Consider the following 13,969-nt stretch of genomic DNA (forward strand, 5'->3'; position numbering starts at 1 on the left):
CTGTCGTATGCAACTAGATAAAAATCAAATCCGATTACTCAATGATCAAGCTCTCCCGGAACACCGGGAGAGTTTTGAGTATCTAAGCCAACGGTTGAAAGCTCAAAACCTTGAGGCAGATAAACTGATTCGTAAAATTCAGGAATTCCAGGTGGCAATTCCCAGTTGGGCACTAGGTACTGGTGGCACCCGATTCGGCAGATTTCCCGGTGGCGGTGAGCCCCGCTCGCTGGAAGAGAAAATAACCGATGTGGGAACGCTGCATGCTTTAAATGCAGGCTCCGGAGCCATCTCTTTACACATTCCCTGGGATATACCTGAAGATGTGGCAAAAATCAAAGCACTGGCCACCGAGCACGGGCTGCTCTTTGATGCGGTCAATTCCAATACCTTTCAGGATCAGCCGGAACAGGAACGATCCTATAAATTTGGTTCGCTCTGTCATACCGATGCACGGGTTCGCCGACAAGCCGTTGACCACAACCTGGAAGTCATTCGCTACGGCGAGATGCTCGGATCCAAGTCATTAACCGTATGGCTGGCAGATGGTTCTTCTTTTCCCGGTCAAATGAATTTCCGAAAAGCCTTGCAGCGAACCTTGGAATCCCTGAAGGAAATATATGCTGGCATGCCAAAGGATTGGAAGCTATTTGTCGAATACAAGCCTTTTGAACCCAACTTTTACCATACTGTCATTCAGGACTGGGGCACTTCCCATTTACTTGCTTCTCAATTGGGTGATCGGGCATTTACCCTGGTAGACCTGGGTCACCACCTTCCAAATACCAATATAGAGCAAATTGTAGCCACACTGATGATGCAGGGAAAATTGGGCGGGTTTCATTTTAATGATTCCAAATTCGGGGACGATGACCTGACGGTCGGAGCCATGAAACCCTATCAGTTATTTTTGATCTTCAATGAACTGGTAGCCGGAATGGAGGACAATCAGTCTGCCAATCCTTCGCCAGCCTGGATGATTGATGCCAGCCATAACCTGAAAGATCCCATGGAAGACTTGCTACAATCAATAGAAGCCATTCAGCTGGCTTACGCTCAGGCATTATTGGTAGATCGGGACGCGCTGGAAAGTGCCAGGGAGGATAACGATCCTGTTTTGGCCCAGGAAATTCTTCAGGCCGCATTTCGAACAGATGCCAGACCTTTAATTGCCGAGGCACGGCTTCGGGCAGGTGCTGCCCTACAACCTGTCGCGGCATATCGAAAACTGGACCTTCGGAAAAACCTGGTGCTCGAACGCGGCAGCAAAAGCCAGGCCACCGGTCTCTAAATGAAAGCCGCTCATTTCTTCCATTCTAAATTGACTATACAATGCCCCAACCGGTAATCGCTATTTTTGACATCGGAAAAACCAATAAAAAATTCTTTCTCTTTGATGAACAGCTCAACGAGATCAATGAAACCTATGTCAAATTTCCTACCATCAAAGATGAAGATGGAGAAGAATGCGATGATTTGGATAAAATCACCCAATGGGCAAAGGATACCGTAGAAGAGCTGTGCAGGAATCCGAAATACGATGTAAAAGCACTGAATTTTTCCACCTATGGGGCTTCTTTTGTTTCTATTGGTGAAGATGGAAAGCCCGTGACACCGATTTACAATTACCTCAAGGATTTTCCGGAAGACCTGCACACCGAATTTTACGGGCGCTACCCGGAAGCCAGCATCAATCAAACTACCGCATCCCCGACCCTGGGCATGTTGAATTCGGGTTTGCAATTATATTGGTTGAAGAAGAAAAAGCCGGAAACCTTCCGGAAGATAAAATACGCCCTACATTTACCGCAGTACATTTCGTATTTATTTACCGGAGAGGCCGTTACCGAACCCACCTCCATAGGCTGCCATACAAAACTATGGGATTTTCCGAAAGGAGATTACCACGAGTGGGTCTACGAGGAGCAGATTGATAAGAAACTCCCAAAGCAAGTTCCTACGACCCACAGCTTTGAGAAAGTGATTTGTGGTAAAAAAGTACAGGTGGGGGTGGGCATCCATGACAGCTCTTCTGCCCTGGCTTCCTACCTGATCAAAATCAAGGAGCCCTTTGTCCTGATTTCTACAGGAACCTGGAGCATCACACTTAACCCTTTTCCGAAACGAGAGCTAACCACTGCAGAATTACAAAACGATTGTTTGAACTTTCTTTCCATCCACGGCAAAACGGTAAAGGCAAGCCGGTTTTTTCTGGGCTACGAACTGGATAAGCAATTGGAAAAAATAAATGGCCATTTTCAAAAAGAAGCCAAGTATTACAAAGACATTCTTCCAAATGAAGGCTTGGTACAGTCCTTACTAAGCGGTGAAACGGAGGGCACATTTTATCCAGAAACCATTGCAAAAACGCCTTTGGTGAAAGAAGTATTCCCCGAGAACCATTGGGAAATTGCAGGCTTTCCCGATTTTGAGACGGCGTATCACCATCTGGTGTTTGGTTTGGCCCGAATGCAGGTAGCCTCATTGATGATGGCCAAAGGTGCATCGGATACAAAAAAAGTGTATATTGACGGAGGCTTTGTACACAATAAGGTGTTTATCCGGTTTTTAACCGAACTTTTAGAGGACTACGAGTTGGTTTTTTCGGATTTTCCCCTGGGTTCTGCTTATGGAGCAGCCTTGATGTTAAAAGCGTTTTCCTAAAACCCATTGCAAAGGACCATGAATAAACTGACCTTAGTTGCCTTTTTGCTTATGCTTACCGGTAGTTCCCTGGCACAAACGACTCCCCTTACCCTGGATATTTATCCGGGCGAAGTGCCTTTTCAAAAAGATACGGATATTACCGAAACCGTCCAAAATAATGACATTCAGGTCATCAGCAAGGTTCAAAATCCTCAAATCCAGGTGTTTTTACCGGCAAAACGGTCGGCTACCGGCAAAGCCGTGATAATTTGCCCCGGAGGTGGATACGGTGTCCTGGCTTATGACTGGGAGGGGCTGGACATTGCCAAATGGCTAAACAGCCACGGGATTGCGGGCATCGTACTTAAATACCGCCTTCCTTCCACTGAAACACAGACCCAATCGCATATCGTACCCATGGCAGACGGGCAACGGGCCATTCGGATGGTTCGGCACCATGCAGAAGCCTGGGGAATTGACCCGGATCAAATTGGAATCATGGGCTTCTCAGCAGGCGGCCACCTGGCCTCTACTCTGGGCACCCACTTCGATTCAGGCAATCCAGGCGACGAGGATGCCATCGAGCACCAATCCAGTCGACCGGACTTTATGATTCTGGGCTATCCTGTGGTTTCATTTACGGAACACATCACCCACATCGGCTCCAGAAATAACCTGCTTGGTGAAGATCCGGACCAACAATGGGTGACCTATTTCAGTAACGAAAAGCAAGTCAGGGCTGACAGCCCGCCAACGTTTATTTTTCATTCTCAGGATGATACCGCCGTACCGGTGCAACACAGCCTGCTGATGTATGAGGGGTTGTTGGAAAAGAAAGTTCCGGTGGAAATGCATTTGTACCCTACCGGAGGGCACGGGTTCTCGCTTTCCATTAATAAAGAAGGTACCCAAAAAGGATGGATGGAAAGTTGTGTCCAATGGATACAACACTTGCCGTGAAGCCGTTAAAAATAAGTGAAAATGGGCGCTATCTGGAAAAATCCGATGGGGCTCCGTTTCTATGGTTAGGAGATACTGCCTGGGAACTACTACATCGGCTAAGCCTTGAGGAGACCGAGTTCTATTTTCAAAACCGGAAAACGATTGGTTTCACAATTATCCAAACCGTCATCCTTGCCGAATTGGATGGATTGCATTCCCCCAATGCTTCCGGGGAGACCCCCCTTCACAACGATGATCCGGAAAAACCCAACGAAGCTTATTTCAAGCACGTGGATCAGGTGGTGCGATTGGCCCATGAGATGGGCTTGTATCTGGGCTTACTCCCCACATGGGGGGATAAATTTAACAAAAAATGGGGGCTTGGACCGGAAATTTTTACCCCGGAAAATGCCCGAAAATTTGGGGAATTTTTGGGACAGCGCTATGCGGATTTCCCACATATAGTCTGGATTATGGGCGGAGACCGGGTTCCGGAAAACCCGGACCATGAAGCCATTGTTGAGCAAATGGCAGTAGGCATTCGCAGCTTTCAGCCGGATCAGCTCATGACCTACCATCCCAATGGAGGTTGCCTGGCCAGCGACTTTTTCGGGAAATCTACCTGGCTGGACTTAGACCTTTTCCAAACCCGACATCAAAAAGGATTCCGGGAGTACCGATTCACCCGCAAGGCACGAAAAAGAAGCCCTGTCAGACCGGTGATCGATGGAGAACCCGGATACGAAAACATTCCCAATCTGCTAAACAAATGGCATTTTCAGCGTCTATCAGCAGCAGACGTTCGCAGAGCAGCCTATTGGAACCTGCTGTCTGGTGCTGCCGGTCATACCTATGGGTGCAATGAAATCTGGCAAATGTACGACGGAAAGACCGATGCCAAATTTGGTGCGCAGTTTTCCTGGAAAGAAGCATTAGCCTTGCCCGGTGCCCGGCATATGGGTATCCTGTGCCAGGTACTCGAAAGTTTGCCCTGGCAACAAATGAAACCGGATGCTTCCCTGATAGCCGGAATAACCTGGAAATGGAACCCGGTAAAAATTGCCCTTTCTACTGCCGAAAGGGATTGGATCCTGATCTACAGTCCTCAAGGGAGAAATGTCAAAATCAAGTCCGGCATCCTCCGTGGTGGAAAAAAACGGGCCTACTGGCTGAACCCTGAAAACGGTGAGCAAAGTGAAATACAGGGGAAGCTGACCGCTGAGTTTACCGTTCCCAACGATCAGAAAGACTGGCTGCTGTTGATCCTGGATGAATCCAACTTTTCGAAATGGTCTTATCTCCCACCATCCACAGATTAAACGGTTTTTTTAAGTTGTGAAAACACTCGTTTGTATCTTTACTACTCAGTGGAAGATTACCTCCTGAGTAGTTTTTACACAATTGCCATACATAAACCCTAGTTTTCTATTAACTTTACGCCTCCTTTTGAGGCAGTTGTCACGTGTTGGAAAAGCAAAAAAAGGGAATACCCAAACCGAAAATAGTTTCTATTTGCAGTGAAAAAATATAAGGAGTATAAACAGGTAGCGTATCCCAAGATAGGGGAGGATATATTGGCTTTTTGGAAAAGCCACCAAATTTTTGAAAAATCAGTTGCGAACAGGGAGGGAGCCCCCAGCTACACCTTTTATGAAGGGCCCCCTTCCGCCAATGGCACCCCGGGCATTCACCATGTGATGGCCAGAGCCATCAAAGATGTCTTTTGCCGATATAAAACGCTGAAAGGGTTTCAGGTCAAACGTAAAGGGGGCTGGGATACCCATGGCCTCCCCGTGGAACTTCAGGTAGAGAAGGAGCTGGGCATTACTAAAGAGGATATCGGGAGCAAAATTTCCGTAGAGGCCTACAACCAGAAATGCCGGGAAACCGTCATGCGCTTTAAGCATGAATGGGATGATCTGACCGAAAAAATTGGGTATTGGGTAGATCTCGATGATCCGTATATCACATTCGATGCAAAATATGTCGAAACCTTATGGCACCTGCTAAAGAAATTGTACGACAAGGATCTTCTATATAAAGGCTACACCATCCAACCTTATTCTCCCGCAGCAGGAACCGGTCTTAGTTCGCACGAACTCAACCAACCCGGTTGCTACCGGGATGTGAAGGACACTTCCATCACCGCTCAATTCAAGGTTCGCGGGGAGGAAAATCTCTACATCCTTGCCTGGACCACCACCCCCTGGACCCTTCCGTCCAATTCAGCCCTGGCCATAGGGGAGAAACTGGATTATGTGAAGGTACGCACATTCAATCCCTATACCTTTGAACCCCAAACCGTAATTCTTGCGAAGGAAAGGATCCGGGCCTACTTTCATCCCGATGGATCCAAGTTGGACCTGGAAACCTACAAGCCTGGCGACAAAATTATCCCTTACCGGATCGTAGAACAGCTCAAGGGCAAGGACTTACTAGGACTGAAATACGAACAACTATTCCCCATACCGGAATTGGCCCTTCCAGACCCGGCTTTTTCGGTCATCGCCGGGGATTACGTGACCACCGAAGACGGTACCGGAGTTGTCCACCTGGCCAAAGCCTTTGGTGCCGACGATTTCAGAACCCTGACCCAGCAAAACATTCCCGGTATATTTCTCCGGGACGACCGGGATCAGGAAATTCCTGTAGTGGACAAGAAAGGGAAATTTCTCCCCGTAGTGGGCCGGTACCTGAAAGCAAAAATGGCGGAGCACGACATTCAGGCTCATAAGCCGCTGGGGGAAGATGACTTTTTTGTCAAAAATTATTCGCTGGATGACGAAAATGATAAATCTTATAAAAGTACGGATGTCATCATTTCCATTATATTAAAAAATGAAAACAAGGCGTTTAAGGTAGAAAAATACGAACACAGTTATCCCCACTGCTGGCGTACCGACATGCCAATCTTGTACTATCCACTGGAAAGCTGGTTTATCAAAACGACGGCTTATAAGGATCAGTTGGTAGCCCATAACCGAACCATCAACTGGAAACCGGAATCCACCGGAACCGGCAGGTTTGGCAACTGGCTCGAAAATCTCGTGGACTGGAATCTCAGCCGCTCCCGGTATTGGGGTACTCCTTTGCCTATCTGGAGAAACGAAGCAGGTACCCAAACCAAATGCATCGGCTCGATTGCCGAATTGGAAGCAGAAATCGAGCAGTCCATAGCTAAAGGCTACATGAAGGAATCCCCCTTTAAAGGGAAAGAGCCGGATTTGCACCGCCCCTATGTGGACGATATAGTATTGGTGGGGGAAAATGGAGACAAACTATTTCGTGAAGCTGACTTGATTGACGTTTGGTTTGACTCCGGAGCCATGCCCTATGCCCAGTGGCATTATCCTTTTGAAAACGAAGCTCAATTTAAGGCCAATTACCCGGCAGATTTTATTGCAGAAGGAGTTGACCAAACCCGGGGTTGGTTTTTTACCCTCCACACCCTGGCGGTAATGCTTTTTGACAACGTGGCTTTCAAAAATGTCATCGCCAATGGACTGGTACTGGATAAAAATGGAAACAAAATGTCCAAGCGCCTGGGTAACGCCGTGGATCCCTTTTTGACGTTAAAGGAGTTCGGTCCCGATGCCTTGCGCTGGTACATGCTTAGCAATGCCAACCCCTGGGATAACCTGAAGTTCAATCAGGAAGGAGTGGCAGAAGTCCAGAGACGGTTTTTTGGAACGCTTCAAAACACCTATAATTTCTTTGCCCTTTACGCCAACCTGGATGACTTTGTCTACCGGAAGGATACGAAGATTCCAGTAAAAAACAGACCGGAACTGGATCGATGGATCCTGTCCAAACTGCAATCACTGATCCGGGAAACCGGGGATGCGTATGAAAACTACGACGTTACACCGGCCACGCGTGCGATCATGAGCTTTACCGTGGACCAGCTGTCTAACTGGTATGTGCGGCTGGCCAGAAAACGCTTTTGGAGAGGAGACATGAATCCTGACAAACAGGCTGCTTATGAAACCCTGTACGAATGCCTGGAAATGCTGTCCAAGTTAATGGCCCCTGTGGCACCTTTTTATGCCGATTGGCTTTACCAAAACCTTACCGAAAGCCTGGATATAAGCCCCCTTTCGGTACACTTGACAGACTGGCCAACCATGGAGGATGAACTAGTCAATGAGCGATTGGAAAATAGCATGCAACTGGCTCAGGAGATCTCTTCTCTGGTACATTCACTGAGGAAAAAAGAAAAACTGAAAGTAAGGCAGCCCCTTCAAAAAATCCTCATTCCGGTGTTGCAAGCGGAAACGCAAGCCTACATCCAACATGTGGAAGAGTTGATCAAATCCGAAGTTAATGTCAAATCCATAGACTACATCGACGATACCTCTGGTATTCTGGTAAAAAGCATCAAGCCGAATTTTGCTCTTTTAGGTAAAAGATTCGGTCCGAAAATGAAACTGGTCAACCAGGCGATTCAAAAATGGGGTAAGCAAGAAATTGCCCGTATTGAAAAAGAGGGTCGGATGACAATGACCCTCGATGGCACTGAGGAAACCATTACCCTGGAAGAGGTATTGATACAATCCCAGGATATTCCCGGATGGTCGGTAGCCAGTGATAATGGACTGACCGTGGCGCTGGACGTGACGCTTACGACCGAGTTGAAAGAAGAGGGAATTGCCCGGGATTTTGTAAACCGGATCCAAAACCTGAGAAAGGACCTAGGCCTGGAAGTTCAGGATAAAATTCGTATCAAAGCGGCCGCATCCGATCAACTGGTAAGCGGTGCATTGAACCATTTTTCGGACTATATCCAAACCGAAACCCAGGCCTTAGCATTGCAAATGGAAAACGAAATAAAAAATCCAACCGTACTGGAAATGGATGAGTACACACTCTCCGTTACCATAGAGAAAGTTTAGCTATGAACTATTTGAAGTATTTTGGCATCACCCTTATTGTGATCCTCCTGGACCAGGCAGTAAAAATGTTGGTGCATAATGGTATGGATTTCGGCACCGTAGGGCAAATAAAAGTTTTTGGAGATTGGTTTAAACTGCACTATACCACCAATCCGGGCATGGCATTTGGCATGCAACTGGGCTCGGAATATGGTAAATTGATCCTCACCAGTTTTCGGTTGATTGCCATGTTTGGGATTGGCTATTACTTGTATGCCCTGATCCAAAAAAAGGCCCACCCGGGATACATCTTCTGCATATCCATGATTTTAGGTGGAGCGGTTGGAAATTTAATTGACAGTGTTTTTTATGGGGTTTGGTTGGGAAATGCGCCCTTCGATGCCCCCAGCCCCTGGTTTCACGGTCAGGTAATCGACATGTTTTACATTGATATCTGGGAAGGCTTTATTCCGGAATGGGTCCCATTGATGGGTGGAAGCTATACAGCGCTCTGGCCCATTTTTAACATTGCGGATGCCTCCATTTTCGTCGGCGTGGCGATCATTCTACTCTACCAGAAACGGTTTTTTGAAGAAAATGATGCCAACGAAGAGGAAGAAGACGAGGTGCAGCGGCAATTTATCGATGAAAAGAAAGCATAGGAACTTTTAAGGTAATTTAAGTGATTCCCAGTCAAGGTAATTCGCTGTTACAATAGTTTTGACAAAAATATAATCAAGATTGATTTCACAGTTCATTACTCAAAACCCATTATTCCTCATCACCTCAGTTTTTTTGTCTGGTCTTTATGCTTCAGCAGGGATTTTATCTGTGTAATTGCCATTTGATTGAGTTGTGTCAGCCGTTCCGGTTGTTCTATCTCCTGATGGATCAGCATGGCATTGACACTTTCCATGTTGGAGAGCACCACCAATTGCTCTAGCGAGGCATAATCTCTAATATTCCCTTTTAGATCAGGGTTTTGATCGCGCCATTGTTTAGCCGTTTTACCAAACAGGGCGACATTCAATACATCTGCTTCATTGGCATAGATGAAGGAAACCTGCTGTTTTGAGAGTTTTTCAGGAATCAGGTTTTCTTTGATAGCATCTGTGTGGATATGGTAATTTACTTTGGCTAATGTTCGTTGAAAATTCCATTCTAGTTTAAGTCGATCGCTTTCCTCTTCTTTGAGCCGCTGGAATTCATTGATTAGATAAAACTTGAATTCGGCACTGATCCAGGTGGCAAATTCGAAAGCGATATCCCGGTGAGCAAAAGTGCCACCATACCGGCCTGACTTGGAAATGATTCCGATGGCATGGGTAGCCTCTATCCATTTTTGAGGAGTAAGGGCAAAGCTGTTGGCACCTGATTGATTTTTAAAAGCATCGAATTCGATGCTTTTAAAGTCGGGATTGTTCAATTGTTCCCAAAGTCCACAAAACTCAATGGCGCTTCGGGTTCTCATCCAGTTTTGGATAATATAGTTGGTGCGTTCAGCATCCCGGTACCGGGCCATATCAGTAAGCGAAATGTAGTCATCCGCTTTTGTAGAAAAAAGGGTGATTTCCTTCCCCTTTACTTTTATAAGTTTATTTTTTGCCATCATTTAAAAATTAAATCACCAGAATTTATCCTGATCGCATTTTTAATTGTACCGAATTCGGTATAATTAAAATCTGGGTTGTAGAGTGACTCCCATTCTCCAAGATATTCAATCGTGCTCTTCAGGCTTAACCACTTGATGATGACTACATCCTTCAACTGACTTCTAGCCATATCCGTCAGGGAAATGTAGTCGTCTGCATCCTGAGATAAGACTGTGATCTCTGCTCCTTCAATCGTTATTTTCTTATTCTTTGCCATTAATCGCTCACTTTGAAAAGCTTTCAGAAATGATAATTTCAGGGTTCAATGATCTCTTCATGATCAGTACGCTTTCCTTCCCATTTGTATAAACTCTCGATGAAGGTCCAACCAAAATCGTAATGTTACTCTATTCCCTACCGTACCAGCAAAAACGATCCGGATTTCGTCTCCTGGCTGCCATCCGGTGCCGTATAGGAAAGCCGGTATACGTAGCTACCTGCCGGAGCCGCCTTGCCCTGGTAATATCCGTTCCATCCCTCGGACTGTTCGTCTGAGGTATAAAAAATCACTTCTCCCCATTTATTAAAAACCCAGAATTCAAGTCCGTCTATTTTAGCGAAAACGGGGAAGTAATGGGTATTGCTACCATCGGAAGCATCGGGAGTGAATCCATCGGGCATGCGAATCTCAAAAGCCAAAATAGAAATCTCCCGCGTAAACCCTGCGGTACAGCCATTCCCATCTACCAGCTCCAGACTGACCGTAAAAGTGCCTTTTTGCCGGTATTGATGCGTGGGGCTGGCCGCTGTGCTTTGGTTACCGTCCCCAAAGTCCCACAAAAATGCCGTTACGTTCCCGGTAAAACCAGCATCAAACTCGATTGGATCTCCTATAAAAAACTCCGAAGTGGGAGGGTTTCCGGGACCCGAAAAGTCAAAACTGGCATCCAGCACATAGGGAAGCACTTCCACTTCCTGACTGGAGGAACACCCTTTTTCATCCTGAATGGTAACCGAATAGGTTCCCGGTATGACGCTGACCATGGTGAATCCATCATCCGCTACTTCCCCTCCGGTCCATTGAATTTCAACGGCATCTGCTTCCTCCTCCAAAATCACCAAAAAGGTAGTTTCTAACCCCGGCTCACCGCAAATCACCTCCGTAGAGGAAGCGATAGTAAATTCCGGAGGCTCCGGAGACGCAATGGTAAACGTTTCTTCCCGACTGCACCCGGAACCATTGGAAATGACTACTGAATAGGACCCGGGCCCAATATTTTCAAGGTTCGGCGTGGTGGCTCCGTTAGACCAGGCATAGGTAAGCAAGGCCGGATCTCCATCCGGAAGGATCGCGATGGATGCCGTTTCCAGATTTTGGCAGCTTTGCACAGGCGTAATCTCCGAGGCATAGGAAAGCGTTTCCACCCCTGCTACCTCAAAAGAACGTTCTTGTAGGCAACCATTGGTATCCATAGCCCGAATCAGGTAACTCCCTGATTCCAAATCCCCGAAGCGAATATCTCTGCCCATCTCAAAATCCCGGTTGCTGATCCTTTCTTCCGAACCATCCCCACCAACAAGATACAGGTCAGCGCTAACGGGAGCGGTTCCACCCTGAATTTCAACCACAACCCATGCCTCGTTTGCCGGATCACATCCCAAGTCCAGATTGGAAGCCTCTGTGTCCAGAAGAATTTCTACCTGTTCTGGCTGCTCCAGTGTCACGGAACCACTTGTGGTACAATTTTGACTGTCGGTAATCATAACGGTATAAGTTCCCGAAGGAAGGTTTTCCAGACTGGGTGTAGTACTATCGGCGGTATCATCCCACTGATAGGTATAGGGTGCTGTTCCGCCTTCCACTTGCACTGAAACCGCGCCATCGGATGCACCAAAACAGGAAATAGGAAATCCTCCATAATCAGAAGTCACCGACACAGTGGCTTCCATGGTTTGGTGCACCAATGTAAAGGGCCGAAAACAAGCTGACTCATCGCCCAATACAGCGACAAATGAGCGAAGCTGCTCTGATTTAGGGAACGGGTTGGCTGCTGTGTATTCGACAGTGCCATCCGCTACAGGAAACGCATCGTAAAATCGCGCACCATCCGGGAAATATCCCACGAGCTCGGATACATCAATCGCATCTTCCCCCACATTGCAGAGTTGGATCGCAAGTGGATCTCCGACATCTGGACAGGAACCTTCGTCCACCATGACGTCAAAATAAATCGGATCAGACAGGGGGTTGAGGGTACATGTACCGTCGCTGGCAAAGCCCTGAATCACGGGGCTGGAAAAAACGATATCGGTATTGGCATTTTTCCCGGTTACTTCTCCGGAAATGTCAAAATTGCTTGTGCATTGAAATCCGTCAGGACCGGCGCAGTTATCAGGGGCTATTAACGTATACTCCACAAAACCGATCAAATCATCCGGGTCCGCCGAAACGGGCACGTCCCCGATCTCCCAAACCAGGGTTCCCCCCGAACCTAGGGAAGGTTCATAATTTATTCCACCCGGCATCGGGTTGCCATCCCACCAAATTTCGTTTACTTGCTCAAAATCAACGGATGGCGGCAGGGGAATTTCCACTCTGGCATCTTTAATCGCCTCCTGCCCCTTATTTCGGATCTCAACCCGAAATGTTAGCGGCTCCTTACCGGTCACCTGATAAACTTCATCCACCTGCGGGTTTTCTCCGGTAAACTGATGGATAGCCTCTAACTTTGTCTGCCGGGCATTAATCGAAAAGGTAATATTAAAAATGGCGTAGGTATCAATGACAGAGGCATAATTAAAACGGGTTTGGGTTTGTCCATTGGCAATGATGCGATTGTCCTCATTTGGAATCTGAAAAACGGCCAGGTCCATACCCGTATTATTAATCAATTCCGGTTTCCGGGGGTTTCCCCCAGTAGAGATACTGCTATTGAAAAAATTAAAGGTGTCGTTGCTATCGTGTTGAAGGCGTACAAATTCCCCGGAATTTACTCCTTCCTCGATTTCAAAATAATCTCCTGTGCCGCCTCTTTCGCCCTCAGCAGCCATTACCCCCAATTTCACATTTACTGGTCCGGATTCCACTGCGGAAAACCCCTGTAAATCAAGAATATTATTTTGGTTCAGATAAGACTCTACATAAGCAAAACCATCAAACACGACCACATCTCTGGCTTCCATCAGGGCATTTTCGTAGACTACTACCATTCCCCAGCCGCCGTAAAAGCCGATTGATCCACCCGTTCCCTCTTGTAATGCCAAATCCGCTATCCAATACTCTCCCGAGCCAGCAGATTTTACCATATCGGTTACATCCGCATATCCGACAAACAAACCGTCCTGTTCCAGATACGATTCAGGAAACCAGATTTCGTCATTTTGTGCTTGCACCGTAGTATACGCTGTTTGTCCCGGCACTTTTATGCTAACCTTTTTTTTATCTAAGTTTTTGGTAATTCCTGCTTTGGTAACGTCAAATTCCATGTCTTCCGAAGAACGTCCTGTCCAGTAAAGACCCGCAAACAGGACCTCGGTACAGGTGGGATCCGCCCCGTTCTCATTAGAGAAGACAAGGGTTGCAGCGGAGGAATTAAAGGTTTCCGGATCGTTGTCCTCATCCACATACACCATGGGGTAATTATTCTGTAGATCGAGACTGTAATTTTCCAGGGTCAGATTTGTGTTTCCGATAATGGTAAAATCTCCGTTAATATTATAAATATTGGTACTGGGACCATTGGGAGAGGATCGGGGCAAAAAAGGTTGTAGCACCTGAGCAGGAGCGGACGAGGCCTGAAATACCATCCACAGCAAAACGATGGCGTACATTTTTCGCCAAACTTTCTTTTGAAATTTTTGTGTCGTCACCACCTGAAATCCAATTCTCGTTCTCGCTTTCAAGTATACAAAGAAAAA

At 46.8% G+C, this 13,969-nt stretch carries 9 protein-coding genes; 6 read left to right on the forward strand and 3 right to left on the reverse strand.

Annotated elements, in window-relative coordinates; all coding sequences use genetic code 11:
- Positions 1–7 precede the first annotated feature (7 nt).
- From GJQ68_RS07335 to GJQ68_RS07360, 6 genes are all read left to right on the forward strand, one after another.
- Positions 8–1,291 (forward strand): TIM barrel protein, encoded by a 1,284-nt coding sequence (locus tag GJQ68_RS07335; protein ID WP_162416658.1) that lies wholly within the window; start codon positions 8–10, stop codon positions 1,289–1,291.
- A 41-nt stretch (positions 1,292–1,332) separates the two neighbouring features.
- A complete protein-coding gene (locus GJQ68_RS07340) occupies positions 1,333–2,664 on the forward strand; it encodes an FGGY-family carbohydrate kinase (protein ID WP_162416659.1) in 1,332 nt (443 codons plus the stop codon).
- 18 nt (positions 2,665–2,682) lie between these two features.
- On the forward strand, positions 2,683–3,606 hold the full coding sequence (locus GJQ68_RS07345; protein WP_162416660.1) for an alpha/beta hydrolase: 924 nt from the start codon (positions 2,683–2,685) through the stop codon (positions 3,604–3,606).
- A complete protein-coding gene (locus tag GJQ68_RS07350; RefSeq protein WP_162416661.1) occupies positions 3,585–4,907 on the forward strand; it encodes an apiosidase-like domain-containing protein in 1,323 nt (440 codons plus the stop codon). Before GJQ68_RS07345 ends, GJQ68_RS07350 begins: the two co-directional genes overlap by 22 nt.
- A gap of 198 nt (positions 4,908–5,105) precedes the next feature.
- Positions 5,106–8,480, forward strand: a complete 3,375-nt coding sequence (gene ileS / locus GJQ68_RS07355; protein WP_162416662.1) for an isoleucine--tRNA ligase — start codon at positions 5,106–5,108, stop codon at positions 8,478–8,480.
- 2 nt (positions 8,481–8,482) lie between these two features.
- A complete protein-coding gene (locus GJQ68_RS07360) occupies positions 8,483–9,121 on the forward strand; it encodes a lipoprotein signal peptidase (protein WP_162416663.1) in 639 nt (212 codons plus the stop codon).
- A 119-nt stretch (positions 9,122–9,240) separates the two neighbouring features.
- Here the strand turns inward: GJQ68_RS07360 and GJQ68_RS07365 are convergent, their stop codons facing one another.
- The 3 genes from GJQ68_RS07365 to GJQ68_RS07375 all read right to left on the reverse strand — a co-directional run bounded on the left by GJQ68_RS07365 (position 9,241) and on the right by GJQ68_RS07375 (position 13,954).
- Entirely contained in the window at positions 9,241–10,068 is an 828-nt protein-coding gene (locus GJQ68_RS07365; RefSeq protein WP_162416664.1) for a KilA-N domain-containing protein, read from the reverse strand.
- A complete protein-coding gene (locus GJQ68_RS07370) occupies positions 10,068–10,328 on the reverse strand; it encodes a KilA-N domain-containing protein (RefSeq protein ID WP_162416665.1) in 261 nt (86 codons plus the stop codon). The genes GJQ68_RS07365 and GJQ68_RS07370 overlap by 1 nt, the downstream gene beginning before the upstream one ends.
- Before the next feature lie 137 nt (positions 10,329–10,465).
- Positions 10,466–13,954, reverse strand: a complete 3,489-nt coding sequence (locus GJQ68_RS07375) for a PKD domain-containing protein (RefSeq protein WP_162416666.1) — start codon at positions 13,952–13,954, stop codon at positions 10,466–10,468.
- Between the last annotated feature and the right edge of the window lie 15 nt (positions 13,955–13,969).

It is taken from the genome of Cyclobacterium roseum (genome assembly GCF_010119225.1).
Classification (GTDB): Bacteria; Bacteroidota; Bacteroidia; order Cytophagales; family Cyclobacteriaceae; genus Cyclobacterium; species Cyclobacterium roseum.

Bases quoted from the DNA above. Each gene is read 5' to 3' on its own strand.
- GJQ68_RS07335 (WP_162416658.1), top strand. From the start codon at position 8: ATGCAACTAGATAAAAATCAAATCCGATTACTCAATGATCAAGCTCTC.
- GJQ68_RS07340 (WP_162416659.1), top strand. From the start codon at position 1,333: ATGCCCCAACCGGTAATCGCTATTTTTGACATCGGAAAAACCAATAAA.
- GJQ68_RS07345 (WP_162416660.1), top strand. From the start codon at position 2,683: ATGAATAAACTGACCTTAGTTGCCTTTTTGCTTATGCTTACCGGTAGT.
- GJQ68_RS07350 (WP_162416661.1), top strand. From the start codon at position 3,585: ATGGATACAACACTTGCCGTGAAGCCGTTAAAAATAAGTGAAAATGGG.
- GJQ68_RS07360 (WP_162416663.1), top strand. From the start codon at position 8,483: ATGAACTATTTGAAGTATTTTGGCATCACCCTTATTGTGATCCTCCTG.
- GJQ68_RS07365 (WP_162416664.1), bottom strand. From the start codon at position 10,068: ATGGCAAAAAATAAACTTATAAAAGTAAAGGGGAAGGAAATCACCCTT.
- GJQ68_RS07370 (WP_162416665.1), bottom strand. From the start codon at position 10,328: ATGGCAAAGAATAAGAAAATAACGATTGAAGGAGCAGAGATCACAGTC.